Source organism: Streptomyces sp. GL_141 (assembly GCF_057834385.1).
In genome coordinates this window covers 2,739,532-2,763,482 of sequence record NZ_CM174402.1, presented here as the reverse complement: position 1 = coordinate 2,763,482, position 23,951 = coordinate 2,739,532, and the positions used below count along the sequence as shown (strand labels likewise).

The following is a 23,951-nucleotide window of genomic DNA, read 5'->3' as shown; positions in this document are numbered from 1 at the left end:
TTGGGGTGTGAGCGTGTTTGACTTGTCTCTCTGTGGGCATGTCGACAAAACGCTGTAGTGACCTCACTCACTGCGACATACCAGGTGTACGCGGGTAGCAGGTGATGCGACGATGGGATTTATGGGGGACAGGTCAACTCTGCTGGAGACAGGGCGGTTTGTGAGGGCGGACTCCGAATCGGATGCGGAGGCCGATGGGGCGGCTCAGGCCGTTGACGTGCGGACCGCGATGACCACGCGGGCGGTACGGACCACGGCCGCGGCGCCGACCACGCCGGACGTGTCGGACGTGTCAGTCGTGTCGGTCGACGCGCTGTTCGACGACGCGGTCTTCGGGCTGACCGACGCGGCCGGCGACGCCGCGCTGGAGGCCCGCCACCGGGTCGCCGCCGACAAGGGGGACCCGGGCGCGATGAGCGTACTGGGCGCCCTCCTGCTGCGCCGCGGCGACCTCGCGGGGGCCGAGCCCTACCTGCGCGGAGCGACCGGGGAGGGCGACCGCGCGGCCGCGAACAACCTGGGCGTACTGCTGCACCAGCGCGGCTACCCCGAGGAGGCCGCCGGCTGGTGGCGCGTGGCCGCCGTGGCCGGATCCGCTCCCGCCGCGCACGCCCTGGGCCGCCACTACCGCGAGCGCGGCGACGAGCCCGCCGCCGAGTACTGGATGCGCCAGGCGGCGGAATCCGGCCACGCCCTGGGGGCCTACGGCCTCGCCGACCTGCTGGAGCACCGCGGGGACAAGGGTGTCGAGCGGTGGTTCCGCGCTGCCGCCGAGCAGGGGCACCGCGAGGCCGCGTACCGGCTGGCCCGGCACCTGCGCAAGGGCGACCCGGCCGAGGCCGAGCAGTGGTACCGGCAGGCCGCCGCGCGGGGCCACCGGCGCGCCGGGCTGCACCTGGGCGCGCTCCTGGAGGCGCGCGGGGAGCTGAAGGAGGCCGGCCGCTGGTACCTCACCTCCGCCAAGCAGGGTGAGGCGCGGGCGGCCTGCGCCCTCGGCTTCCTGCTGCGCGACGCCGGCGACGAGGAGAACGCGGCCACCTGGTGGCTGCGGGCCGCGCAGGACGGCGACGGCAACGCGGCGAACGCGCTGGGCGCCCTGCACGCCGCGCGCGGCGAGACCCAGACGGCCGAGAAGTGGTACCGGGCCGCGATGGACGCGGGCGACCAGAACGGGGCGTACAACCTCGCGCTGCTCTGCGCCGCCCAGGAGCGGACCGGACCGGCCGAGCAGTGGTACCGCCGTGCCGCCTACGCGGGACACCGCGAGGCGGCCAACGCGCTGGCCATCCTGCTGCTCCAGGGCGGTGACGCGGAGGGTGCGGAGCCGTGGTTCTCGAAGGCGGCGGAGGCGGGGAGCGTGGACGCCGCCTTCAACCTCGGCATCCTCTTCGCCAGCCGGGACGAGGACCGGACGGCCCTGAAGTGGTACGAGCGGGCGGCCTCGGCGGGACACACCGACGCGGCGCTCCAGGTCGGCATCGCGCTGGTCCGCGACGGCGAGGAGCGGGCGGCGGAACGGCACCTGCGCTGCGCGGCCGGCGGCGGCAGCGCGGAGGCCGCCTTCCGGCTGGCCGCGCTGCTGGAGTCGCTGGCGCCGCCGCCGGAGCCGGTGGCGCTGGGCGAGTCGGTGGGCGGAGCCGCGCGCACCGAGAGCGAGGAGTGGTACGAGCGTGCCGCCGAGCTGGGGCACCGGCGTGCGCAGGTCCGGGTCGGCATGCTGGCCGCCGCGCGGGGCGAGCTGGGGGCCGCGGCGCGGTGGTACCGGGAGGCGGCGGAGGCCGGCTCCCGCAACGGCGCCTTCAACCTGGGGCTGCTGCTGGCGCGCGAGGGCAACGAGCCCGAGGCGGCGCTGTGGTGGACCCGGGCGGCGGTGGCCGGACACGGGCGCGCGGCGCTGCGGCTGGGACTGCTCGCGGCCCGGCAGGGAGACCTGACGGAGGGGCAGAAGTGGTGCGTGCGCGCCATGGAACTGGGCCCCGCGGAGGTCTCCGAACGGGCTGCCCGACTGCGCGAAGCGCTGGCCGAGGAGCTATCCGCGTAGACCGCCGGTTAACCGATTTGCATCTGCTCGCCACGCTCGCGTAGAGTCAGGTTTACCGACGCGGGGTGGAGCAGCTCGGTAGCTCGCTGGGCTCATAACCCAGAGGTCGCAGGTTCAAATCCTGTCCCCGCTACTGAAGAACCGAAGGCCCGGATCCCCTGGATCCGGGCCTTCGGTCGTTTCGCATGGAAAGACGGCAAAGGGGGCCGGGGCTCGACGAGCCCCGGCCCCCTTCATTGGCTACGTCCCCGTCACGCCCCCGCGCAGGAAGGGCACACCCCGCGGTAGGTGACCTCGACCGCCGACACCACGAAGCCGAAGCGTTCGGTGTCCGGCAGGTCGGCCAGCGGGTTGCCGGCCGGGTGCACGTCGCGGATCGCCCCGCACTGCGCGCACACCAGGTGCTGGTGGGGGCGGTGGGCGTTCGGGTCGTACCGCTTGGCGCGCCGGTCCGTGGACACCTCCAGGACCTCGCCCAGCGTGACGAGCTCGCCCAGGGTGTTGTAGACGGTCGCGCGGGAGATCTCCGGCAGCCTGTCCACGGCGCGCGCGTGCACCTCGTCCGCCGTCAGGTGAACGTGGTCACCGTCGAGCACCTCGGCCACGACGCGCCGCTGTGCGGTCATGCGCCATCCGCGTCCGCGAAGTCGTTCCAGCAGGTCACTCATGCGGCCAGCCTAACAGCGAGGGGATTCGGTGTAACTCCCGAATCAGTGTCGACTTGGATGCTTACTTGACTTAGACAAAGTCCATCGTAGGATCGGTTACGTTAGGGCGCAGGACAGGTTTGCAGCAAATTTACGCAGGAGGCGCACGTGACGCAGGGACCGCTCACCACGGAGGCCGGAGCTCCGGTCGCTGACAACCAGAACAGCGAGACCGCCGGCATCGGCGGCCCCGTTCTGGTTCAGGACCAGCTGCTGCTGGAGAAGCTCGCGCACTTCAACCGCGAGCGCATCCCGGAGCGCGTGGTGCATGCCCGTGGCGCCGGTGCGTACGGCACCTTCACGCTGACCCGCGACGTCTCGCAGTGGACCCGGGCGAAGTTCCTGTCCGAGGTCGGCAAGGAGACCGAGACCTTCCTGCGCTTCTCCACCGTCGCCGGCAACCTCGGTTCCGCCGACGCCGTGCGCGACCCCCGCGGCTGGGCGCTGAAGTTCTACACCGAAGAGGGCAACTACGACCTCGTCGGCAACAACACCCCGGTGTTCTTCATCAAGGACGCCATCAAGTTCCCCGACTTCATCCACACCCAGAAGCGCGACCCGTACACGGGCTCGCAGGAGGCGGACAACGTCTGGGACTTCTGGGGTCTGTCGCCCGAGTCCACCCACCAGGTGACCTGGCTGTTCGGTGACCGCGGCATCCCGGCGACCTACCGCCACATGAACGGCTACGGCTCGCACACGTTCCAGTGGAACAACGAGGCCGGCGAGGTCTTCTGGGTCAAGTACCACTTCAAGACCGACCAGGGCATCAAGAACCTCACCCAGGCCGAGGCCAACCAGCTCGCCGGTGAGGACCCCGACTCGCACCAGCGCGACCTGCGCGAGTCCATCGAGCGCGGCGAGTTTCCGTCCTGGACCGTGCAGGTCCAGATCATGCCGGCGGCCGAGGCGGCCGAGTACCGCTTCAACCCGTTCGACCTCACCAAGGTGTGGCCGCACGAGGACTACCCGCCGATCGAGATCGGCAAGCTGGAGCTCAACCGCAACCCGGAGAACGTCTTCGCCGAGGTCGAGCAGTCGATCTTCTCCCCGGCGCACTTCGTTCCCGGCATCGGTCCCTCCCCGGACAAGATGCTCCAGGGCCGTCTCTTCGGCTACGGCGACGCCCACCGCTACCGCGTCGGCATCAACGCCGACCACCTGCCGGTGAACCGCCCGCACGCCACCGAGGCGCGCACCAACTCCCGTGACGGCTACCTGTACGACGGCCGCCACAAGGGTGCGAAGAACTACGAGCCGAACAGCTTCGGCGGCCCGCACCAGACGGACCGTCCGCTGTGGGTCTCCTCCGCCGTCACCGGCGGCACGGGCAACCACGCCGCGCCCTCGCACTCCGAGGACAACGACTTCGTCCAGGCGGGCAACCTCTACCGCCTGTACTCGGAGGACGAGAAGACCCGTCTGGTCGAGAACCTCTCCGGCTTCATCGCCAAGGTCTCCCGCGACGACATCGTCGAGCGTGCGATCAACAACTTCCGCCAGGCGGACGGTGACTTCGGCAAGCGTCTCGAGGCCGCGGTCCAGGCCCTCCGCGCCTGATTGACGCCTTGCCGTAGCAGGCCGACGGGCCGGTGCTCCCCGTGAGGGGGGCGCCGGCCCGTCGGCCGTTCCTACGCGGGAACGGAGGCGGGCACGGTGGTGCGCCGCGCCGGGGCCCAGCAGCGGATGACGTCGCGGACGGACACGATGCCCACCGGGCCGCCGTGCTCCAGGACGATCAGATGACGGAAGCCGCCGTGGGCCATCGCCTCGGCGGCTTCCTGCACGGTGGCGTCCGGGGTGCAGAAGACCACGTTGTTGGTGGTGTGGGCGCCCACGGACTCCCGGTCGGGATCGTGGCCCGCGCCGATCGAGTTGAGGATGTCGCGCTCGGTCAGGATGCCGATGCCGCTGTGTTCGGGATCGAGGACGACGGCGGCGCCGACGCGCCGGCCGGACATCAGGCAGGCCGCCTGCCGCAGGGTGTGAGTGGGTCCGAGGGTGAGGATCACGGTGCTCATGGCGTCGCGGACGAGCATGAAGAGAGCCACCTCCTGGTGAGTCCCCCCGCTTGGGTGGGTGCGCACGAAGAGCCGCACTTAGAGAAGCCCTTCACAAGCGCACAAGCGGAGGAGTCTCAGATTCCCACGCACACGGAGAGCCAGCAAGGAGGCGCGTAAGGGGCACATTCGGCACGTGCGGGCGCAGGCCACCGTCGCGCGGCGGCGCGCGCCCGTCCCGCGGACGTCAGCCGCGCGGGCGCAGCAGGTCCAGCATCTCCGCGTGCAGCAGCCCGTTCGAGGCCGCCGCGTTGCCGCCGTGTACGCCGTCCGCCCCGTCCAGAGCGGTGAAGCGGCCGCCGGCCTCTTCCACCACGACCGCCAGGGCCGCCATGTCCCACAGGTTCAGCTCGGGCTCGGCGCACAGGTCGAGCGAGCCCTCGGCCACCATCATGTACGGCCAGAAATCGCCGTAGCCCCGCGTACGCCAGCACGCGCGGGTCAGGTCCAGGAAGCCGGGCAGCCGCCCCTGTTCCTCCCAGCCGCTCAGCGAGGAGTAGGCGAAGGAGGCGTCGCCGAGGGTGGCGACCTTGGAGACGCCGAGCGGGGTGGTCTCGCCGAGCGCGCCCCCCGTGTAGGCGCCCCGACCGCGCGCCGCCCACCAGCGGCGGCCCAGGGCCGGCGCGGACACCACGCCGACGACGGGACGGAAGACGCCGTCGGCCTGCTCCTCCATGAGCGAGATCAGCGTCGCCCACACCGGAACGCCGCGCACGTAGTTCTTCGTACCGTCGATCGGGTCCACGACCCAGCGGCGCGGGCCGTCGCCCTTGAGTCCGTACTCCTCGCCCAGGATGGCGTCGTCGGGCCGCGCGGCGGAGATCCCGGCCCGGATGATCTCCTCGGTGGCGGTGTCGGCCTCGCTCACCGGGGTCATGTCGGGCTTGGTCTCGACCTTGAGGTCGAGGGCGCGGAACCGCTCCATCGTGGCGGCGTCCGCCGCGTCGGCGAGTTCGAGGGCAAGGCGCAGGTCATCGTCATACTCGGGCATGCCAGAACCCTACCGAGACGGCCGGGCCGACGGGACGGGCGTCCACGGTGCGGCACGGGCACCCTTGACAGGATCTGTCGGTCCGTCAACTCTGGCGGAGACGTCGACCGGAGGCGTCGAAGGGGAGGCGACGGTGCCCACGGCCCGGGAGTCCTTGCTGGAAGCGGCGGGAGCGGCGCTCGCGGCGCGCCCGTGGCCTGCCGTGCGGATGATCGACGTCGCGGCCACCGCCGGGGTCTCGCGCCAGACCCTCTACAACGAGTTCGCGGGAAAGACGGGCCTGGGCCACGCGCTGGTCCGGCGCGACGCGGCCTGGTACCTCGACGGGGTGGACCGGGCCCTGTCCTCCCCGGGCGCCCCGCCCGAGCGGCTGGCGGCGGTCGTGGAGTGGACCGTCCGCGCGGGCCGGGAGCGCCCCCTCGTACGGGCCCTGCTGACGGGGTGCTGGAACGGCAACTTACCCGTCCCGGCCGGCCGCGGGGTCCGGCCGGGGCTGCCCGCGCTGGGACCCGCCGAGCTGATCCGCGGGGTCCGCGAGCGGGCCCACGCCGCCTTCGGGGCGCAGGAGGGGGCGCAGCGGTGCGAGCTCGCCGTGCGGCTCGCGCTGTCCTACCTGGTCGCCCCGGCCGAGCCGGCGGGCCACGCCGGGCTGCTCAGGCTGCTCAGTGGGACGAGCCCGAGAGCTGGAGCCCGATGACGCCGAGGATCACCAGCGAGATCGAGACGAGCTTGAGGGTGGAGACCAGATCCCCGAGGAAGACCATTCCGTAGATCGCGGTACCGGCCGCCCCGATGCCGGTCCACACCGCGTAGGCCGGTCCCACGTCCAGCTTCTTCAGGGCCAGGGTGAGCAGACCGAAGCTGCCGAGCGCGAAGCACGCGAAGGCGATGGTCGGCCACAGCCGGGTGAAGCCGTGCGACAGCTTGAGGCAGACCGCGAACCCCGTTTCCAGGATCCCGGCGACCACGACCAGCAGCCACGCCATGGCGTATGCCTCCCCGCGTCATGTGACGCGCTCACGGGCACGGCCCGAGCGTCACTTGGTGCGATTATGCATTTACCAGACATCGGGGACGGCAAACCCCGCCGGTCCTTCACCCTTCGATCGGTTGCCCGCTTCGGTCGCCCGCCCGATCAGTCGCCCTCGCGGCGCTCCCGCGTCTGCAGCAGCCGGCGCAGCGAATACAGCCGCGCCGGATCCGCGTGGCCGTCCTCCACCCACTTGTCGAGCGCGCAGTCCGGCTCGTCGTGGCTGCACGCGCGCGGGCACCCCTCGGTCCCCGGCACCAGTTCCGGGAAGGCCAGGATGACCCGGGACGGGTCCACGTGGTGCAGGCCGAAGGACCGTACGCCCGGGGTGTCGATGACCCAGCCGTCCCCGCCCGGCAGCGGCAGCGCGAGCGCCGAGGTGGTGGTGTGCCGGCCCCGGCCGGTCACCGCGTTGACCACACCGGTCGCGCGCTGGCGGCCCTCGGCGACCAGCGAGTTCACCAGCGTGGTCTTGCCGACGCCCGAGTGGCCGACGAAGGCGGTGATCCGGCCGTTCAGGCGCTCGCGCACCCGTTCGGCCGCGTCGCCCGTCGCCAGCTCCTCGCGGTTGGTGACCACGTAGTTCAGGCCGAAGGTCGAGTAGATCTCCAGGATCTTGTCCGCGGAGGTCAGGTCGGACTTCGTGAGGACCAGCAGCGGTTCCAGCCCGGCGTCGTACGCGGCCACCAGGCAGCGGTCGATCATCCGGGGGCGCGGTTCCGGATCGGCCAGCGCCGTCACGATGGCGAGCTGGTCGGCGTTGGCGACGACGACGCGCTCGTACGGGTCGTCGTCGTCGGCCGTGCGCCGCAGGACGGACTTGCGCGCCTCGATCCGCACGATGCGGGCGAGGGTGTCCTTCTTGCCGGACAGGTCACCGACGATCCAGACCCGGTCCCCGACCACCGCCGCCTTGCGGCCCAGCTCGCGGGCCTTCATCGCGTGCACGGGCCGGTCCTCGACCAGGCACGTGAGCCGGCCGCGGTCCACGGTGAGGACGAAGCCCTCGGCCGCGTCCTCGTGCTTGGGGCGGATGGTCGTACGCGGCCGGTTGCCCTTGGGGTTGGGCCGCTGGCGGATGTCGTCCTCGTCGGTGTGCTTCCCGTACCTGCGCATGACGGGCCCTACGCTCCCACGCCTGCCGGAGCCGCTTCGGCCCGCGCGAGCATGTCCGCCCACATCTTCGGGAAGTCCGGCAGCGTCTTCGCGGTCGTCGCCACGTTCTCGATGAGCACGCCCTCCACCGCCAGACCGATCACCGCGCCGGCCGTGGCCATCCGGTGGTCGTCGTACGTGTGGAACGTGCCGCCGTGCAGCTTGCGCGGCCGGATCCGCAGACCGTCCGCGGTCTCCGTGACATCGCCGCCCAGCCCGTTGATCTCCTTGGTGAGCGCCGCCAGCCGGTCCGTCTCGTGCATCCGCAGGTGCTGCACCCCGCGCAGCACGGACTCCGAGTCGGCCAGCGCCGCGACCGCCGCGATGCCCGGGGTGAGCTCCCCGACCTCGCCCAGGTCCACGTCGATGCCGTGGATCTTGCCGGTGCCGGTGAAGACCAGGCCGGCGTCGGTCAGCTCGCAGGAGCCGCCCATCTCCGTGAAGATCCGGCGCAGCGCGTCGCCGGGCTGCGTGGTGCGGCGCGGCCAGTCCGGGATGGTGACGGTGCCGCCGGTGATCAGGGCCGCCGCCATGAAGGGCTGCGCGTTGGAGAGGTCCGGCTCCACGACCAGGTCGCGGCCGAGCAGGGCGCCGGGGGCGACCCGCCAGACGTTCTTCTCGCCGCCGGACTCGGGGGTGTCGACCTGCGCGCCCGCCGCGCGCAGCATCTCCACCGTCATCCGGATGTGCGGCATGGACGGCAGGTTGGTGCCCACGTGCCGGACCTCGACGCCCTGGTTGAAGCGCGGGGCGGAGAGCAGCAGCGCGGACACGAACTGCGAGGAGTTGGTCGCGTCGATCTCGACGGTCCCGCCCTCCAGGGCCCCGCCGCCCTGGACGGTCAGCGGCAGCGCCCCGCGGCCGTCGTCGTCGATGCGGGCGCCGAGCGTGCGCAGCGCCGTGATGACCTGGCCCAGGGGGCGCTCGTAGGAGCGCGGGTCCCCGTCGAAGCGGATGTCGCCGGAGGCGAGGGTGGCGACGGGCGGCAGGAAGCGCATGACCGTGCCCGCGTTGCCGACGTCGACCGTGGCCGGACCGTGCAGCGCGGCCGGGATGACCCGCCAGGCCTCGCCCGCGTCGCCCTCGCCGGCGGAGCTGGAGGAGACCGTCTCCTCGATGCCGACGCCCAGCGCGCGCAGCGCGTCGGACATCAGCTGGGAGTCGCGCGAACGCAGCGGGCGGCGCACCCAGCCCGGCTCGGAGGCGAGCGCGGCGAGCACGAGGGCGCGGTTGGTGACCGATTTGGACCCGGGCACGGTGACGGTGGCCTGGACGGCGGAGTCGGCGAGCGGGGCGGGCCAGAGGGCGGGGAGCGCGGGGGTCTCGGTCATGGCCCCCACTTTAGTGGCTTCCCATGGCCGCAGATCTTGATCACCGGGGGAGTCTCGGCGTGCGGACACCCGCCGGCCCGGGCCGGTCCGCGGTGGGCCGCAGGGGGAGCGGCGGCGGTCAGGGGCCCGTCGGAGGGCGAGCGGCGGCCGGTCTGACGGCGAGCAGAGGCCGGTCAGAGGGCCAGCAGCCAGCGGCCGCCGCCGATGAGCGAGCACAGCGCCACCACGTGGAACAGCAGCAGCCACACGACCGGGTGCACATGGGTGAGCCGTCCGAGCTGGTCCGCGTCGGAGTCGGGCGCTCCGCCGCCGCGGCGCTTCGCCCCCAGCTCGAAGACCGGCCGGACGCCGCCGAGGAGCAGGAACCACACCACGGCGTAGGCGAAGACCGCCTGCACGTCCTCGGGGGCCAGCCAGGAGACCAGGACGAAGGTGGTGCCCGTGACCAGCACCGTCAGCAGCCCGTACGCGTTGCGGATCATCACCAGCACCGCCAGCAGCAGGGCGGTCGCCGCCCACAGCAGCAGGGTGATCCGGTGCGCCGAGAGCAGGGCCGCCCCGCCGAGGCCGAGCAGGGAGGGCGCCGTGTATCCGGCGGCGGCCGTGAGGACCATGCCCAGGCCCGTGGGCTTGCCGCGGCTGACGGTGACCCCGCTGGTGTCCGAGTGCAGCCGGATCCCGTCCAGGCTGCGGCCCGTCAGCAGCGCCAGCAGCCCGTGACCGCCCTCGTGCGCGATGGTGATCGCGTTGCGCGACAGCCGCCACACCGGCCGGGGGCCCACCGCGACGAGCGCCGCCAGCCCCGTCGCGATCACCAGCCACTGGTCGGGCGCCGCCTGTATGCCGGTGAGCCGGTCCCACAGGCCGGCCGTGGTGCTGGTGTTCATGAGGTGGCGGACTCCTTGTGGTGGCGATCGGGTGACATGGCAGTGTGGCAGCCATGTGCGGAAGGTATGCAGCGAGTCGTGGGCCGGAGGAGCTGGCCGAGGTCTTCGGGGTGGAGCGGTGGGAGCCGGAGGAGGTGCTGGCACCCGACTGGAACGTGGCTCCGACGAAAGAGGTCCACGTCGTCCTCGACCGTCCTCTGAAAGACGCTCCGAGCCCGCGTCCGGTTCGCCAGCTGAGGGTCCTGAAATGGGGGCTCGTCCCGTCCTGGGCGCAGAATCCCGACGGCGCCGCCCGGATGATCAACGCCCGGTCCGAGACCATCGCCGAGAAGCCGTCCTTCCGCCGCCCCTTCGCGCAGCGCCGCTGCATCATCCCGGCGGACGGCTACTACGAGTGGGTCACCGCCCACGACGAGCGGCAGCTCGAGGTCGAGGGCAAGAAGAAGCGGACGCGCAAGCAGCCCTACTTCGTCCTCCCCTCCGACGGCTCCGTCTTCGCCATGGCCGGGATATACGAGTTCTGGCGCGACCGGACCCTGCCCGACGAGCACCCGCTCGCCTGGTGGGCGACCTGCTCGGTGATCACCGCCGAGGCCGAGACCGGTCCGCTCGGCGTCGCCCCCGCCGAAGGGCCGCGCTCGCTCGCCGACATCCACCCCCGGATGCCGCTGATGCTCACCCCGGACCGGTGGGACGCCTGGCTGGACCCGGCGCGGACCGACCCCGACGAGCTCCAGGCCCTGCTGGCCCCGCCGCCCGGCGGGCTGATGCGCGCCTATCCGGTGTCCACGGCCGCGAGCAGCGTCCGCAACAACGGGCCCGAACTGCTGGAGGAACTGGACGGGCCGGAGGAAGGCACGCTCTTCTGACGGCCCGGGCGTCGGGCGGCCCCGGCGTTTCGTACGGCCCCGGCGTTACCCCGGCGGCCGCCGCCGACGGCATGATCGGGGCATGAGCAGCACGCGCACCGAGCGCACCGAGCGCACCGAGACCATTGCCACCCCGGCGGGCGACGCCCGCATCACCTGGCACCCGGCCCCGGCGGGCAAGGCCCGCCTGGTGCTCGCCCTGGGCCACGGAGCCGGCGGCGGGATCGAGGCCCGGGACCTCCAGGCCCTGGCCGCCGCCCTGCCCGCCCTGGGGATCACCGTGGCGCTCGCCGAGCAGCCCTGGCGGGTCGCCGGGAAGAAGGTCGCCGCCGCGCCCAAGGTGCTGGACGCGGGCTGGACCGCCCTGTGGCCCGCCTTCGCGGAGCCCGGGCTGCCCGTCGTCGCGGGCGGCCGCAGCGCCGGGGCCCGGGTGGCCTGCCGGACCGCGGCGGAGCTGGGCGCGGCCGGGGTGCTCGCGCTGGCCTTCCCGCTGCACCCGCCGGGCCGGCCGGAGAAGTCCCGGGCCGAGGAGCTGCTGGGCGCCGGGCGGCCGGTGCTGGTGGTCCAGGGGGGCCGCGACGCCTTCGGGCGGCCGGAGGAGTTCCCGGCGCGGGGAGCGCGCGGAGCCTCGTACGAGCTGGTGGAGGTGGAGGGCGGGGACCACGGCTTCGCCGTGCCGAAGAGGACCGGTCCCACGCAGGAGGAGTCCCTGGCGGTGATCACCGGGGCGGTGGCCGGGTGGCTCGGCAGGCTGCCGCTGTGATGCCGGTGTGACGTTGGTCCCGAAACCCGGCCCCCGCCGGGGAATGTGCCGCAGCGGCCTTCTGTTGTCCCGGATGTCGGTACGTACAGGAAGACGTCGGAGGAGAGGCAACGCATGACCCAGGTCATCAGCCAGAACCGTCCGCAGGCCGCTGACCTGGACTGGACAGTGCTGCCCGCGCCCAAGCGCGGCACGGTTCGGGCGGCGGGCGACCGGGATGGTCGACTATTCTCCGATTCGAGCGGGTCCGCTTTCGGAGTCGCCACGCAGTCGGAGGAGGTGGGTCCTGTCGCCGGGACCGACGAAGGCCACGCGGAGGAGACGACCCCGGAGCGCAATGCGCGTTTCGAGAGGGACGCCCTCGGCTACCTCGACCAGATGTACTCGGCCGCCCTGCGCATGACGCGCAATCCGGCCGACGCCGAGGACCTGGTCCAGGAGACGTACGCGAAGGCGTACGCGTCCTTCCACCAGTTCCGCGAGGGCACCAACCTGAAGGCGTGGCTGTACCGCATTCTGACCAACACCTTCATCAACTCGTACCGCAAGAAGCAGCGCGAACCCCAGCGCAGTGCGGCCGAGGAGATCGAGGACTGGCAGCTTGCGCGCGCCGAGTCGCACATGTCGACGGGCTTGCGTTCCGCCGAGTCGCAGGCGCTCGATCACCTGCCCGATTCCGATGTGAAGGAAGCGCTCCAGGCCATTCCGGAGGAGTTCCGCATCGCGGTCTATCTTGCCGACGTAGAGGGCTTTGCGTACAAGGAGATCGCGGACATCATGGGTACACCCATCGGTACGGTCATGTCGCGACTGCACCGTGGCCGCCGTCAACTCCGTGGAATGCTTGAGGACTACGCCCGTGAGCGCGGGCTCGTCCCAGCCGGCGCGGGAGAGTCGAACGACCTGAAAGGCTCGGGCTCATGAGCTGCGGAGATGCGCACGAGACGGAGTGCTCCGAGGTCCTGGACCACCTTTATGAGTTCCTGGACCAGGAGATGCCCGACAGCGACTGCACGAAGTTCGAGGCGCACTTCGGCGAGTGCAATCCCTGTCTGGAGAAGTACGGCCTGGAACAGGCCGTGAAGAAGCTGGTCAAGCGCTGCTGCGGATCGGACGACGTGCCGACCGATCTGCGCTCGAAGGTGATGGGACGGATCGAGCTCATCCGTTCGGGGCAGGCGGTGCCGGACCATGACATTACGGCCGCGCCGCCCGAGCCGGCCGTCGTCGAGCCGATGCCGGGATCAGCGGCGGGCTGAAAAAGTTGAAAACCGGCCAGCTTCGCCGGTGAAGTGGTACCCGATTGAACAATCTCGAACAGCCGCCCCCGGAAGGGCACTTCCTTCACTCGAAGGTGGTAATCCGGGGGCGTCCGCATGGCGCAATGCAAAAATGTGGCCCACCTCGCTCCCGGGCCCACTTATTCTCCCCATTCGGGTACTGGTTTGATTCGTACCTGACTTGCACGGCTCAGGGGGAGGAGAGCGCCATGCGGGTACTTCCGCCGTTGGCGCGCGCCTACGTCCTGTGCGCCGTCCTGGCCGCCTGCGCGTGCGTCGCCCCGGCCGTCACCGGTTCCGCCACCCCGTGGCCCTCCATCGGCCTGCTCGCCGTCCTGTACCTCGGCTGCGAACTCGTCAAGGTGTGCCCGCTCATGGGCCGCCGGGTGCCCGAGGGCCTCGGCTCCTTCTTCCCGGTGGTGCTGGCCGCCGTGTTCCTCCTGCCGCCGGCCGCCGCGGCCCTCGTCGCACTGCCCGGCGGACTCGCCGGGACCGTGACGGCGCGGCCCGCACGGGTGCGGCGCATCTGGCACGGGGCGCAGCAGTCCATAGCCGCCTGGACCGCCGGGCAGGTCTACGGGCTGCTGGGCGGGCCCGAAGCGCTGGGCGGAGGCTCCTTCGGCGGGACCGGGCCGACCGGCCCGGACGGGTCCGTGCCGTCGGAGGGTCCGGCCGCCTGGGTCGCCGACTTCCCGTACGTGATGCTCCCCGCCGCCGCCGCGGCCGTCGCCTTCTGCCTGGTGCTGACCGCCCTCGACGGCTGCATCCTGGCCGCCGCCGAGCGCCGACCCGCCGCCACCGCCTGGCGCGGCCTCGCGACCCGGTCCCTCGCCCCGCACTGCGTGCACGGCCTCGCCGGACTGATGATGGCCGTCATGTGGCGCAGCCCGTACGGACTTCCGGCCGCACTGCTCGTCATGCTGCCCATGTACATCTCCTGCTGGGTCTTCGCCCAGTACCACCGCGAGCGCGCCGCCCACCAGGCCACCATCAGGGCCCTGGTCCAGGCCGTCGACATCAAGGACCGCTACACGCGGGGCCACAGCGAGCGGGTCGGACAGGCCTCGGCGATGATCGCCCGCGAGCTGGGCATGGGCGAGGAACGCCTCGAAGTCGTCCGCATCGCCGGCATCCTCCACGACGTGGGCAAGCTCGGCGTCCCGACCCGGCTGCTGCGCAAGGACGGACCGCTGACCCCCGAAGAGCGCAGGATCATCGAACTTCACCCCGAGTACGGACACGAGATGGTGCGCGGCATCGGCTTCCTGGGAGAGGCCCGCGCGGCGATCCTGCACCACCACGAGCGGGTGGACGGCTCCGGCTACCCGTACGGGCTGACCGGGGAACAGATCCCGGTGCTCGCCCGGGTCGTGGCGGTCGCCGACGCCTTCGACGCGATGACCTCGACCCGGTCGTACAGCAGGGCCCGGCCGGTGCGGGTCGCCCTGGCCGAGCTGGAACGCTGCGCGGGGGCCCAGTTCGACCCGGACATGGTGCGGGCGCTGGTCGACGCGATCGGCCGCCAGGGCTGGCATCCGAAGGTGACCTCGGACGACGACCTCCAGGTGATCCCGGCCCTTGCTCCCGCTGCAGGGGCGGACGGGGACCGGGCCGTGCCCAGCGGCGCCCCGGGCGGGGTGGCGGACGGCACCGGTGCGGTGCTGGCCGGGCTGCCCGCCCAGGCCGCCCCCGCCGGGGCTTCGCCCCAGGCCGGCCACTGCGTGCCGGAACCCCCGGTGGAGAGCGTGCCCGCGGGCCGGCCCGGAACGGGGCGGCACGACGGGCCGGGGACGCCGGGCTCACCGTCCGCCTCCGCCGCGGCGGCAGCGGACCCGGCGGGAACGCCCCGGTCCCCGTCCGCCCCTGCAGCGGGAGCAACGGCGTGAGGGGCTGGGCCGTCGGCGTCGTCCGCGGGGCCGCCGGGGTGCTGACCGTGGCCGCGCTCGGGCACACCGTCTGGAACGGCCTCGTCGAGCCGGCCAACGCCCTCGCCTTCGGCACCCTGATCACCATCGGCGAGCTCGCCCGCCGGGACAGCGGCGACGCCGCCCGCCAGCAGCCCGCGCCGCTCGGATCCGCGGGGGCGCTCGCGTACGCCCTGCTCGGGCAGAACGCCGGAGCCCCCACCCACCACGGGGTCCTGCAGATCGTCGCCGTGGTGGTCACGGCCGCGCTCCTCGGGATCGTCCCGCACATCGCCCGGGGCCGCGGCCCCGCCCTCGACCACCTGGCCCGCCGCGTCCTCACCGTCACCTTCGCCGCCGTCTGCTTCCAGCCGCTCTACAACTCCGGGCAGCTGGAGCACTGGGTCGGCCAGGGCCCGTACCTCGTGCTCTTCCTGGTCTTCCTGCTCGGGCTCACGGCCCTGTGCGACGCGGTCCTCGGCGCCGTCCTCGCCGGCGCACGGACCGGCTGGCCCTTCGCCCCGCTGCTCCGCGACGAGCTCCGCGCCCAGCTGGGCATCGGCTCCGCGATCTGCGCCACGGGCGTGGTCATGGCCCTCGGGGTCGCCGTCGCCGGCCTGTGGGCGGTGCCCGTCTTCAGCGTGCCACTGCTCCTGACCCAGATGTCCTTCCACCGGATCACCGCCATCCGCACCACCTACCGCCAGACCATCACCTCCCTCGCCCGCGCCACCGAGATCGCCGGCTACACCCGGCCCGGCCACTCCCGCCGGGTGGCCGCGCTCAGCTGCGCCGTGGGCCGGGAGCTGGGCCTCTCGGAGCGGGAGATCACGGTGCTGGAGTACGCCGCCCTCATGCACGACATCGGGCAGCTCTCCCTCGTCGACCCGGTCCCGGCCGGGGCCACCGCCGAGCTGCCCGAGGCCGAGGCCCGCCGGATCGCCGGGCTCGGCGGCGAGGTGGCCCGCCAGACGGGGGTCCCGGCCGAGGTCGCGGTGGTCGTGGAACTGCAGGCGGACCCGTACCGCGACCAGCCCGTCGCCGCCCGGATCGTGCGCACGGTCAACGCGTACGACGATCTCGTCGGCGGGGCCCGTCACCCGGGCGGCTCATTGGAGGCCCTGGAGCGGCTGCGCCTGGGGACCGGGCACGACTACCAGCCGGAAGTCGTGGAGTGTCTCGCCAGGGTGCTCGCCCGGGGCGGACGTGCCAGAGTCGTACCCGTCCCGCCTGGGTAACCCATGGGTAATGAGCGGCCGTCCGAGTGGGCATGGTTGGATGCCAGTGAGAGTGTTCCCAGCAGGAGTGTTCGCAGCAGGAGTGTCCCGAGCAAGAGTGTCCGGCAGGCGGGAATCGTGAGGATCTTCGGGAAGGTACGGCATCGGCCATCCGCTTCGTGGCGGCAGGCCACCGACCGCGCGTTCACGCTGATCGGCGACGGTCGGTACGAGGACGCGGGAGCGCTGCTGACCAGAGCGGCGGACCTGGAACCCTGGCTGTCCGAGTCCTGGTTCAACCTGGCGCTGCTCCACAAGTTCCGCCACGACTGGGAGCAGGCGCGGGCCGCCGGGCTGCGCGCCGTGGCCCTGCTCGACCGGGAGACCGGCGCCCCGGACTGGTGGAACGTCGGCATCGCCGCGACCGCGCTCCAGGACTGGCCGCTGGCCCGCCGCGCCTGGCAGGCGTACGGGCTGAAGGTGCCCGGAGACCCGCACGGCGCGAGCGGGAGCGGTCACGCCCACGGCGAACCGGTCGGCATGGAGCTCGGCAGTGCGGCCGTGCGGCTGTCGCCCGAGGGCGAGGCCGAGGTGGTCTGGGGCCGCAGGCTGGACCCCGCCCGCATGGAGGTCCTGTCGATCCCGCTGCCCTCCTCGGGGCGGCGCTGGGGCGAGGTCGTCCTGCACGACGGTGTCCCGCACGGCGAGCGCGTCACCGCGGCCGGTCCCTCGTACCCCGTGTTCGACGAGATCGAGCTGTGGGCGCCCTCCCCGGTGCCGACCTGGGTGGTGCTCCTGGAGGCGGCCACCGAGGCCGACCGCAACGCCCTGGAGCAGCTGGCCTCCGACGCCGGCTTCGCCGCGGAGGACTGGTCCTCCTCGGTGCGGCTGCTGTGCCGGACCTGCTCGGAGAGCGCCATGCCGAGCGGTGAGGGCGACGGCGAGCACCTGGACCCGCACGACCACAGCGAACCGGGCCACCCCGGCCCGCTGGGCCACCGTACGGCCGGGTCCGGATCCCTGTGGGTGCCCGAGCGGGAGTGCGGGATCGCGGCACCGGCGGGTCTGGTGCGCGGGCTGCTCGACGGCTGGGTCGCGGACAGTCCGGACAGCCGGGAGTGGCGGGATCTCGAAGAGGTCTGCTGAGCCGGGGCCGTAGTCTGTACCGGCACATCGGTGACTGGTGGACTTACGGAAGGCGTACGGCGGACATGGCGCAGCAGGAGAACGACGTTGTCGAGAGCGTGAACGACGGGTACGTCGTCGACACCGAGGACTGTGAGGCGCGCGAGCTCGCCCACCGCGAGCGCGGCACCGCCCGCCCGATCACGGTGGTCGGCAACCCGGTCCTGCACCGGGAGTGCAAGGACGTCACCGAGTTCGGCGACGAGCTGGCGCAGCTGATCGACGACATGTTCGCCAGCCAGAAGGCCGCCGAGGGCGTGGGCCTCGCCGCGAACCAGATCGGCGTCGACGCCAAGGTCTTCGTCTACGACTGCCCGGACGACGACGGCAACCGTCACACGGGTGTGGTGATCAACCCCAAGCTCGTCGAGCTGCCGGCCGCCGCCCGCATCCTGGACGACTCGAACGAGGGCTGCCTGTCGGTCCCGACCGCCTACGCCTCGCTGGCCCGCCCGGACTACGCCGAGGTGACCGGCCAGGACGCGCAGGGCAACCCGATCAAGGTGCGGGGCACCGGCTACTTCGCGCGCTGCCTCCAGCACGAGACCGACCACCTGTACGGCTACCTGTACATCGACCGGCTCTCGAAGCGGGACCGCAAGGACGCGCTGCGGCAGATGGAAGAGGGCACCCCGCGCTACGAGACGGTTCCGAACGCGTAGCCGCACCTTCCCGTACGCGATACGCGATACGCGAAAGGCGCCCCGCTCCGGTCAGGAGCGGGGCGCCTTTCGCTTGCGGCGGCGCGGAGCCGGTCGGCGGCGCTAGTCCCAGCCCAGGTCGCTCGGGTCGGCCGCGACCGGGTGCCGGCCGACGGTCCGGATGGAGCGAGTCATGAGAACCCCCCTGTCGTATGCGAACCACCAAACCGTAGGGCGAAAACGATCAAGAAGGGGGAAGTTCTCGTTCAGCTGACGGATCCGGCCGGACCTCAGGCCGCGGACGGGCCCCGGAACGCGCGGCGGAAGGCGTTCGGGGTGGTGCTCAGCGTCCGCAGGAAGTGGTGGCGCAGGGCGGCCGCGGTACCGAAGCCGCAGCGGCCCGCGATCGCGTCCACCGTCTCGTCGGTGGCCTCCAGCAACTCCTGCGCCAGCAGGACGCGCTGGCGCAGCACCCACTGGTACGGGGTGGTCCCCGTCTCCTGGAGGAAGCGGCGGGCGAAGGTCCGCGCGGACATGTGGGCCCGCTCCGCGAGCTGCTCGACCGTGATCTCCTCCTCCAGGTGGCGGGCCATCCAGCCGATCACCTCGCCCACCGTGTCGCAGGAGGTGCGGGGCAGCGGACGCTGGATGTACTGCGCCTGCCCGCCGTCCCGGTGCGGCGGTACGACCATCCGCCGGGCGATGGTGTTGGCCACCTCGGCGCCCTGCTCCTGCCGGACGAGGTGCAGGCACGCGTCGATCCCGGAGGCGGTGCCGGCCGAGGTGATCACCTGGCCCTCGTCCACGTAGAGCACGTCCGGGTCGACCCTGGCCCGCGGGAAGCGCCGGGCCAGGGCCGGGGCGTGCATCCAGTGCGTGGTGCACCGCCGGTCGTCCAGCAGCCCGGCCGCCCCCAGCATGAAGGCCCCGCTGCACACGCTCAGCACCCGCGCGCCCCGGTCCACGGCCCGCCGCAGGGCTTCGAGGAGCGGCTCCGGGTACACGCGGGTGGGGGCCTGGCGGTCGGCGGGCAGGCAGATCAGATCCGCCTCCTCCAGCCGGTCGGGTCCGTAGGGGAGGGTGAGGCTGTAGTGGCCGTCTCCGACGGTGACCGGATTCCCCTCCATCGCGCAGACGGCGAAGTCGTAGGTGGGCAGCCCCATCGCACTGCGGTCGATCCCGAAGACCTCGCAGAAGATGCCCATCTCGAAGGGGGTGACCCCGTTCACCACGGCCACGGCCACGTTGTTGAGGGAGGAAGGCTTCAGCATGTCTCCAGTGTGGCAGTAATTCGCTCTTTCATGACAGTCCTGCCACTGTCCGGTTTCGGCCCCGGTGGCGAGAGTGGAGTCATGAACACGCTCCTCGACTACCTCGTCGTCCTGGCCGTCGCCACCGTCCTCCTGGGCCCCTCCCTCTACTGGGCCGCGCGCGAGCGCCGCCTCGACCGGCAGGTCCGGGCGGCCGGGCAGGGCGCGCGGGCGGCGGGAACGACGAAGCGCCCCCGCCCCGGGAACCGGCCGGCCAGGCCGGTCTCCCCGTGGGCGGGGGCGCTGTCGGGCGAGCCGCTCGGCCCGCCCCGGGCCTAGAAGTCCTCGTCCAGGTCGACCGTGCCCTCGACCGCGACCTGGTAGGCCGACGGGCGGCGCTCGAAGAAGTTCGTCAGCTCCTGGACGCCCTGGAGCTCCATGAAGGAGAACGGGTTCTGCGAGCCGTAGACCGGCGGGAAGCCGAGGCGGACCAGGCGCTGGTCCGCGACGCACTCCAGGTACTCGCGCATCGACTCGGTGTTCATGCCCGGCAGGCCGTCACCGCACAGGTCGCGGCCGAACTGCAGCTCCGCCTCGACGGCCTCCTTCAGCATGTCGACGACCTGCTGCTGGAGCGCGTCGTCGAAGAGCTCGGGCTCCTCCTTGCGGACCGTGTCCACGACCTCGAACGCGAAGTTCATGTGCATGGTTTCGTCCCGGAAGACCCAGTTCGTCCCCGTCGCCAGGCCGTGCAGCAGGCCGCGGGAGCGGAACCAGTACACGTACGCGAAGGCGCCGTAGAAGAACAGGCCCTCGATGCACGCGGCGAAGCAGATCAGGTTCAGCAGGAAGCGGCGGCGGTCGGCGGCCGTCTCCAGGCGGTCGATCTTCTCCACCGAGTCCATCCAGCGGAAGCAGAACTGCGCCTTCTCGCGGATCGAGGGGATCTCCTCGACCGCGTCGAAGGCGGCCGCGCGGTCGTCCGGGTCGGGCAGGTAGGTGTCGAGCAGCGTCAGGTAGAACTGGACGTGCACGGCCTCCTCGAAGAGCTGGCGCGACAGGTACAGGCGCGCCTCCGGGGAGTTGATGTGCTTGTACAGGGTCAGCACGAGGTTGTTCGAGACGATCGAGTCGCCCGTCGCGAAGAAGGCGACCAGCCGGCCGATCATGTGCTGCTCGGAGGGCGTCAGCTTCGCGAGGTCGGCGACGTCCGAGTGGAGGTCGACCTCCTCCACCGTCCAGGTGTTCTTGATCGCGTCCCGGTAGCGCTCGTAGAAGTCCGGGTAGCGCATGGGGCGGAGCGTGAGCTCGAAGCCCGGGTCCAGGAGGTTCTTGGTGGACTGGGTGGTGCTCATTACTGGCAGGCCTCGCAGGACTCGGGGTTCTCAAGGGAGCAGGCCAGCGCGTCGGCGTCGACGGCCTGCGGGAGCGGGGTGGCGGCGGCCGGGACGGCGGAGCCGGACGCGGCGCGGGCGATCTTCGTCGCCGGGCGCGAGCGCAGGTAGTACGTGGTCTTGAGGCCCTGCTTCCAGGCGTACGCGTACATCGAGCTGAGCTTGCCGATGGTGGGCGTCTCCAGGAACAGGTTCAGCGACTGGGACTGGTCCAGGAACGGCGTACGGGCCGCCGCCATGTCGATCAGTCCGCGCTGCGGGATCTCCCACGCCGTGCGGTACAGGTCGCGCACCTCGGCCGGGATCCAGCCGAAGCCCTGGACCGAACCGGAGGACTCGCGCAGCGCCTCGCGGGTCTGGGCGTCCCAGACGCCGAGCCGCTTGAGCTCCTGCACCAGATAGCCGTTGACCTGGAGGAACTCCCCGCTCAGGGTCTCGCGCTTGAAGAGGTTGGAGACCTGCGGCTCGATGCACTCGTACACGCCCGCGATGGAGGCGATGGTCGCCGTCGGGGCGATGGCGAGGAGCAGCGAGTTGCGCATCCCGGACTTCGCGACCCGGGCGCGCAGCGCGTCCCAGCGCTCCGGCCAGTTCAGCTCGACCTCGTAGTGGTCCGGGTGCAGGACGCCGCGGGCCGTGCGGGTCTGCTCCCACGCGGGGAGCGGGCCGCTGCGCTCGGCCAGGTCGCAGGAGGCCTCGTACGCCGCGAGCATGATGCGCTCGGAGAGCTTCGTGGACAGCGCCTTCGCCTCGGGGGAGTCGAAGGGCAGCTTCAGCTGGAAGAAGACGTCCTGGAGGCCCATCGCGCCCAGGCCCACCGGACGCCAGCGGGCGTTGGAGCGGCCGGCCTGCTCGGTCGGGTAGAAGTTGATGTCCACGACGCGGTCGAGGAAGGTGACCGCGGTGCGGACGGTCTCGTCCAGGCGCTCCCAGTCGATCTCCCCCTCCACGACGAAGGCGCCGAGGTTGACCGAGCCGAGGTTGCAGACGGCCGTCTCGCCGTCGTTGGTGACCTCGATGATCTCGGTGCAGAGGTTCGAGGAGTGGACGACGGTGCCCGGCTCGGCGGTCTGGTTCGCCGTGCGGTTGGAGGCGTCCTTGAAGGTCATCCAGCCCTGGCCGGTCTGCGCGAGGGTGCGCATCATCCGGCCGTACAGGTCGCGGGCGGGCATGGACTTGCGGGCCAGGCCCGACTCCTCGGCCTTGCGGTACGCGGCGTCGAACGCGTCGCCCCACAGGTCGACCAGCTCGGGGACGTCGGCGGGGGAGAACAGCGACCAGTCGGCGTCGGCGTTCACGCGGCGCATGAACTCGTCCGGCACCCAGTGGGCCAGGTTCAGGTTGTGGGTGCGGCGCTGGTCCTCGCCGGTGTTGTCGCGGAGCTCCAGGAACTCCTCGATGTCCGCGTGCCAGGTCTCCAGGTAGACCGCGGCGGCGCCCTTGCGGCGGCCGCCCTGGTTCACGGCGGCGACGGAGGCGTCGAGGGTCTTCAGGAACGGCACGATGCCGTTGGAGTGGCCGTTCGTACCGCGGATCAGGGAACCGCGGGCGCGGATGCGGGAGTACGAGAGGCCGATGCCGCCGGCGTGCTTGGAGAGGCGCGCGACCTGGTGGTAGCGGTCGTAGATCGAGTCCAGCTCGTCCAGCGGGGAGTCCAGCAGGTAGCAGGAGGACATCTGCGGGTGGCGGGTGCCGGAGTTGAAGAGGGTGGGGGAGGAGGGCAGGTAGTCGAGGCGGCTCATCAGCCGGTACAGCGAGGCCACTTCCTCGACGGCCTGGACGCTCTCGTTCTCCGCGAGGCCGCAGGCCACGCGCAGCATGAAGTACTGGGGGGTCTCGATGACCTGGCGGGTGATCGGGTGCCGCAGCAGGTAGCGGCTGTGCAGGGTGCGCAGGCCGAAGAAGCCGAAGCGGTCGTCGGCGCCCTCGGCGAGCGCGTGCCCGACCAGCGCGTCGAGCCGGTTCGCGTGCAGGCGTACGAAGTCCGCGGTGCGGTCGGCGATGAGCCCCTCGCGGTGGCCGACCTCGACGGAGCCGGAGAAGGAGGTGGAGCCCTGGCCGGCGGCCTCGTCGCGGACGGCCAGCGTCAGCAGGCGGGCGGCGAGGCGGGAGTAGGCCGGGTCCTCGGAGATCAGCCCGGCGGCCGCCTCGGTGGCGAGCGTACGGAGCTCCGCCTCGTCGGCGGCGGCGCTGCGGCCGCGCAGCGCGGCGGCGGCGACCCGGCCGGGGTCGGTGTCGGGCAGGTCGGCGGTCAGCTCGGTGAGCGTGCGCAGGAGCGCGGCCCCCGGACCCTCGTAGGCGGACGGGTCGGACTCGGCGCGCGGTGCGGAAGGCGCGATGGTCACGGGGGGAGCTCTCCCTCGCTCGGCTCCGGGAACACCGTTGGTGCGGGGCGCGAGGGGGCGCACGTGGGGGCGCGTGCCTGGCAGGGCAGTGCGCGTGCGCCACGTGGCGTCCACCGGCCCAACCGCGAGGCCCGGACGTGTCTGCACCCGGATCGGTCGAGCCGGGCGCACTGTCGACAGGTCCTCGGACTTGCGGATGCACCGAGCGGATCGGTGCATTTCATACCGTTGCGGGACAGTTCCGGATTCTCACCGGATTCCCCTGCGACGACAGCGAGCACGAGCATACATGTGGGGGCCGGTGCTCGCGGTAGCCCCCACATGTTGTGTCGCTCCTCGCGGGCGGTGCACCGCTAGAGCTCCAGGCGGTAGGTGAGCAGGGGGAGCCCCGGAACCGGGTACCAGTCCCGCTCGGGCGTCCGTACGAAGCCCAGCCGGTCGTAGATCCGGTGTGCCCCGAGCATCTTCTCCGTGGTCGACAGCACCAGGTGGCGCACGCCCTCCAGCTCCCGGGCGCGGCTCACGCAGGCCCGTACGAGGGCTTCGCCCGCACCGCGTCCGCGCGCCGCGGGGGAGACGGCCAGCATCCGGAACTCGGCCTCGCCGGGGCCCGCGATATCGCACAGCGGGCTGCCGGGAGGCGCGAAGGTCACACCGCCGAGCAGCGTGCCCTCGTACTCCGCGACGAGCACCTCGCCGTCGGGGGCCCGGCCGGCGACGTCGCGCAGCCGGCTCAGGTAGGGGTCGTCCTCGGAGAAGTCGAGCAGTCCGTCGTCGAGGTACGCCCGTGCGGTGATCTCGCCGAGCTCTTCGTATTCGGCGGCCGCCGCCGTCCTGATGATGATGTCCATGGCACCGAGTGTGCGCCAGGGCAGGAAAAGGGGCCGCCGCGTTCCGTCGG

The 23,951-nt window shown here is 72.2% G+C and carries 22 protein-coding genes, 1 tRNA gene, 1 pseudogene and 1 riboswitch; of the genes and pseudogenes, 13 read left to right on the top strand and 11 right to left on the bottom strand.

Annotated features, from left to right (window positions below):
- Nucleotides 1-112 precede the first annotated feature (112 nt).
- Entirely contained in the window at nucleotides 113-2,041 is a 1,929-nt protein-coding gene (locus tag AC3IX6_RS11680) for a tetratricopeptide repeat protein (protein WP_489370058.1), read from the top strand.
- A 59-nt stretch (nucleotides 2,042-2,100) separates the two neighbouring features.
- A tRNA-Met gene (locus AC3IX6_RS11675) sits at nucleotides 2,101-2,174 on the top strand.
- A 118-nt stretch (nucleotides 2,175-2,292) separates the two neighbouring features.
- Here the strand turns inward: AC3IX6_RS11675 and AC3IX6_RS11670 are convergent.
- Complete coding sequence (locus AC3IX6_RS11670) at nucleotides 2,293-2,709, bottom strand: Fur family transcriptional regulator (RefSeq protein WP_489370057.1); 417 nt, start codon at nucleotides 2,707-2,709, stop codon at nucleotides 2,293-2,295.
- Nucleotides 2,710-2,856: 147 nt separating this feature from the next.
- Here AC3IX6_RS11670 and AC3IX6_RS11665 point away from each other — a divergent pair, with 147 nt between their 5' ends.
- Nucleotides 2,857-4,308 (top strand): catalase, encoded by a 1,452-nt coding sequence (locus AC3IX6_RS11665; RefSeq protein WP_266955311.1) that lies wholly within the window; start codon nucleotides 2,857-2,859, stop codon nucleotides 4,306-4,308.
- Between the two features lie 71 nt (nucleotides 4,309-4,379).
- Here the strand turns inward: AC3IX6_RS11665 and AC3IX6_RS11660 are convergent, their stop codons facing one another.
- The gene (locus AC3IX6_RS11660; RefSeq protein WP_250750305.1) at nucleotides 4,380-4,787 is read right to left on the bottom strand and encodes a CBS domain-containing protein; all 408 of its coding nucleotides are present in this window, start codon (nucleotides 4,785-4,787) and stop codon (nucleotides 4,380-4,382) included.
- Between the two features lie 208 nt (nucleotides 4,788-4,995).
- Complete coding sequence (hisN, locus tag AC3IX6_RS11655; protein ID WP_489370056.1) at nucleotides 4,996-5,799, bottom strand: histidinol-phosphatase; 804 nt, start codon at nucleotides 5,797-5,799, stop codon at nucleotides 4,996-4,998.
- 133 nt (nucleotides 5,800-5,932) lie between these two features.
- On the opposite strand from hisN, the gene AC3IX6_RS11650 reads away from it, so the two are divergent.
- The gene (locus tag AC3IX6_RS11650) at nucleotides 5,933-6,496 is read left to right on the top strand and encodes a TetR/AcrR family transcriptional regulator (RefSeq protein ID WP_489370055.1); all 564 of its coding nucleotides are present in this window, start codon (nucleotides 5,933-5,935) and stop codon (nucleotides 6,494-6,496) included.
- Here the strand turns inward: AC3IX6_RS11650 and AC3IX6_RS11645 are convergent.
- The 4 genes from AC3IX6_RS11645 to AC3IX6_RS11630 form a co-directional block, all read right to left on the bottom strand.
- Complete coding sequence (locus AC3IX6_RS11645; RefSeq protein ID WP_112447780.1) at nucleotides 6,462-6,785, bottom strand: DMT family transporter; 324 nt, start codon at nucleotides 6,783-6,785, stop codon at nucleotides 6,462-6,464. The two genes, AC3IX6_RS11650 and AC3IX6_RS11645, sit on opposite strands and share 35 nt — an antisense overlap.
- A gap of 149 nt (nucleotides 6,786-6,934) precedes the next feature.
- The gene (gene rsgA / locus AC3IX6_RS11640) at nucleotides 6,935-7,945 is read right to left on the bottom strand and encodes a ribosome small subunit-dependent GTPase A (protein WP_250750325.1); all 1,011 of its coding nucleotides are present in this window, start codon (nucleotides 7,943-7,945) and stop codon (nucleotides 6,935-6,937) included.
- An 8-nt stretch (nucleotides 7,946-7,953) separates the two neighbouring features.
- The gene (aroA, locus tag AC3IX6_RS11635; protein WP_489370054.1) at nucleotides 7,954-9,315 is read right to left on the bottom strand and encodes a 3-phosphoshikimate 1-carboxyvinyltransferase; all 1,362 of its coding nucleotides are present in this window, start codon (nucleotides 9,313-9,315) and stop codon (nucleotides 7,954-7,956) included.
- 173 nt (nucleotides 9,316-9,488) lie between these two features.
- Nucleotides 9,489-10,202 (bottom strand): M50 family metallopeptidase, encoded by a 714-nt coding sequence (locus AC3IX6_RS11630; RefSeq protein ID WP_489370053.1) that lies wholly within the window; start codon nucleotides 10,200-10,202, stop codon nucleotides 9,489-9,491.
- A gap of 53 nt (nucleotides 10,203-10,255) precedes the next feature.
- Between AC3IX6_RS11630 and AC3IX6_RS11625 the strand changes: the two genes are divergently transcribed.
- The 8 genes and pseudogenes from AC3IX6_RS11625 (at nucleotide 10,256) to def (ending at nucleotide 18,082) form a co-directional block, all read left to right on the top strand.
- Nucleotides 10,256-11,071 carry an SOS response-associated peptidase gene (locus tag AC3IX6_RS11625; RefSeq protein ID WP_489370052.1) on the top strand — a complete coding sequence of 272 codons (816 nt, stop codon included), beginning with the start codon at nucleotides 10,256-10,258 and terminating at the stop codon, nucleotides 11,069-11,071.
- Between the two features lie 82 nt (nucleotides 11,072-11,153).
- Nucleotides 11,154-11,834, top strand: a complete 681-nt coding sequence (locus AC3IX6_RS11620; protein ID WP_489370051.1) for an alpha/beta hydrolase family protein — start codon at nucleotides 11,154-11,156, stop codon at nucleotides 11,832-11,834.
- A 279-nt stretch (nucleotides 11,835-12,113) separates the two neighbouring features.
- Nucleotides 12,114-12,758: a sigma-70 family RNA polymerase sigma factor gene (locus tag AC3IX6_RS11615; protein WP_008741505.1), complete on the top strand. Its 645-nt coding sequence runs from the start codon at nucleotides 12,114-12,116 to the stop codon at nucleotides 12,756-12,758.
- A complete protein-coding gene (rsrA, locus tag AC3IX6_RS11610) occupies nucleotides 12,755-13,093 on the top strand; it encodes a mycothiol system anti-sigma-R factor (protein ID WP_389691492.1) in 339 nt (112 codons plus the stop codon). Before AC3IX6_RS11615 ends, rsrA begins: the two co-directional genes overlap by 4 nt.
- Nucleotides 13,094-13,323: 230 nt before the next feature.
- Nucleotides 13,324-14,724 (top strand): annotated as a pseudogene (locus tag AC3IX6_RS11605) (HD-GYP domain-containing protein); the annotation flags it as partial.
- 272 nt (nucleotides 14,725-14,996) lie between these two features.
- Complete coding sequence (locus AC3IX6_RS11600) at nucleotides 14,997-16,256, top strand: HD-GYP domain-containing protein (protein ID WP_489370050.1); 1,260 nt, start codon at nucleotides 14,997-14,999, stop codon at nucleotides 16,254-16,256.
- Between the two features lie 117 nt (nucleotides 16,257-16,373).
- Nucleotides 16,374-17,381 carry a tetratricopeptide repeat protein gene (locus AC3IX6_RS11595; RefSeq protein ID WP_489370049.1) on the top strand — a complete coding sequence of 336 codons (1,008 nt, stop codon included), beginning with the start codon at nucleotides 16,374-16,376 and terminating at the stop codon, nucleotides 17,379-17,381.
- Nucleotides 17,382-17,446: 65 nt separating this feature from the next.
- Complete coding sequence (gene def / locus AC3IX6_RS11590) at nucleotides 17,447-18,082, top strand: peptide deformylase (protein WP_389691486.1); 636 nt, start codon at nucleotides 17,447-17,449, stop codon at nucleotides 18,080-18,082.
- 269 nt (nucleotides 18,083-18,351) lie between these two features.
- Here def and AC3IX6_RS11585 read toward each other — a convergent pair whose 3' ends face one another.
- On the bottom strand, nucleotides 18,352-19,332 hold the full coding sequence (locus tag AC3IX6_RS11585) for a helix-turn-helix domain-containing protein (protein ID WP_489370048.1): 981 nt from the start codon (nucleotides 19,330-19,332) through the stop codon (nucleotides 18,352-18,354).
- 81 nt (nucleotides 19,333-19,413) lie between these two features.
- On the opposite strand from AC3IX6_RS11585, the gene AC3IX6_RS11580 reads away from it, so the two are divergent.
- Nucleotides 19,414-19,650 (top strand): hypothetical protein, encoded by a 237-nt coding sequence (locus tag AC3IX6_RS11580; RefSeq protein WP_489370047.1) that lies wholly within the window; start codon nucleotides 19,414-19,416, stop codon nucleotides 19,648-19,650.
- On the opposite strand, the gene AC3IX6_RS11575 is transcribed toward AC3IX6_RS11580, so the two are convergent.
- The 3 genes from AC3IX6_RS11575 to AC3IX6_RS11565 all read right to left on the bottom strand — a co-directional run bounded on the left by AC3IX6_RS11575 (nucleotide 19,647) and on the right by AC3IX6_RS11565 (nucleotide 23,901).
- Nucleotides 19,647-20,666, bottom strand: coding sequence for a ribonucleotide-diphosphate reductase subunit beta (locus AC3IX6_RS11575; RefSeq protein ID WP_389691480.1), 1,020 nt, complete (start codon nucleotides 20,664-20,666; stop codon nucleotides 19,647-19,649). The genes AC3IX6_RS11580 and AC3IX6_RS11575 overlap by 4 nt on opposite strands.
- A complete protein-coding gene (locus AC3IX6_RS11570; RefSeq protein ID WP_489370046.1) occupies nucleotides 20,666-23,050 on the bottom strand; it encodes a ribonucleoside-diphosphate reductase subunit alpha in 2,385 nt (794 codons plus the stop codon). The genes AC3IX6_RS11575 and AC3IX6_RS11570 overlap by 1 nt, the downstream gene beginning before the upstream one ends.
- 158 nt (nucleotides 23,051-23,208) lie before the next feature.
- Nucleotides 23,209-23,337, bottom strand: a riboswitch (cobalamin riboswitch).
- A gap of 66 nt (nucleotides 23,338-23,403) precedes the next feature.
- Nucleotides 23,404-23,901, bottom strand: coding sequence for a GNAT family N-acetyltransferase (locus AC3IX6_RS11565; protein ID WP_489370045.1), 498 nt, complete (start codon nucleotides 23,899-23,901; stop codon nucleotides 23,404-23,406).
- Nucleotides 23,902-23,951 lie beyond the last annotated feature (50 nt).

What these genes read in the sequence shown, in the direction of transcription:
- AC3IX6_RS11680 (WP_489370058.1), top strand. Translation starts at nt 113, where the DNA reads ATGGGATTTATGGGGGACAGGTCAACTCTGCTGGAGACAGGGCGGTTT.
- AC3IX6_RS11670 (WP_489370057.1), bottom strand. Translation starts at nt 2,709, where the DNA reads ATGAGTGACCTGCTGGAACGACTTCGCGGACGCGGATGGCGCATGACC.
- AC3IX6_RS11660 (WP_250750305.1), bottom strand. Translation starts at nt 4,787, where the DNA reads ATGCTCGTCCGCGACGCCATGAGCACCGTGATCCTCACCCTCGGACCC.
- hisN (WP_489370056.1), bottom strand. Translation starts at nt 5,799, where the DNA reads ATGCCCGAGTATGACGATGACCTGCGCCTTGCCCTCGAACTCGCCGAC.
- AC3IX6_RS11645 (WP_112447780.1), bottom strand. Translation starts at nt 6,785, where the DNA reads ATGGCGTGGCTGCTGGTCGTGGTCGCCGGGATCCTGGAAACGGGGTTC.
- rsgA (WP_250750325.1), bottom strand. Translation starts at nt 7,945, where the DNA reads ATGCGCAGGTACGGGAAGCACACCGACGAGGACGACATCCGCCAGCGG.
- aroA (WP_489370054.1), bottom strand. Translation starts at nt 9,315, where the DNA reads ATGACCGAGACCCCCGCGCTCCCCGCCCTCTGGCCCGCCCCGCTCGCC.
- AC3IX6_RS11630 (WP_489370053.1), bottom strand. Translation starts at nt 10,202, where the DNA reads ATGAACACCAGCACCACGGCCGGCCTGTGGGACCGGCTCACCGGCATA.
- AC3IX6_RS11625 (WP_489370052.1), top strand. Translation starts at nt 10,256, where the DNA reads ATGTGCGGAAGGTATGCAGCGAGTCGTGGGCCGGAGGAGCTGGCCGAG.
- AC3IX6_RS11620 (WP_489370051.1), top strand. Translation starts at nt 11,154, where the DNA reads ATGAGCAGCACGCGCACCGAGCGCACCGAGCGCACCGAGACCATTGCC.
- rsrA (WP_389691492.1), top strand. Translation starts at nt 12,755, where the DNA reads ATGAGCTGCGGAGATGCGCACGAGACGGAGTGCTCCGAGGTCCTGGAC.
- def (WP_389691486.1), top strand. Translation starts at nt 17,447, where the DNA reads ATGGCGCAGCAGGAGAACGACGTTGTCGAGAGCGTGAACGACGGGTAC.
- AC3IX6_RS11585 (WP_489370048.1), bottom strand. Translation starts at nt 19,332, where the DNA reads ATGCTGAAGCCTTCCTCCCTCAACAACGTGGCCGTGGCCGTGGTGAAC.
- AC3IX6_RS11580 (WP_489370047.1), top strand. Translation starts at nt 19,414, where the DNA reads ATGAACACGCTCCTCGACTACCTCGTCGTCCTGGCCGTCGCCACCGTC.
- AC3IX6_RS11575 (WP_389691480.1), bottom strand. Translation starts at nt 20,666, where the DNA reads ATGAGCACCACCCAGTCCACCAAGAACCTCCTGGACCCGGGCTTCGAG.
- AC3IX6_RS11565 (WP_489370045.1), bottom strand. Translation starts at nt 23,901, where the DNA reads ATGGACATCATCATCAGGACGGCGGCGGCCGCCGAATACGAAGAGCTC.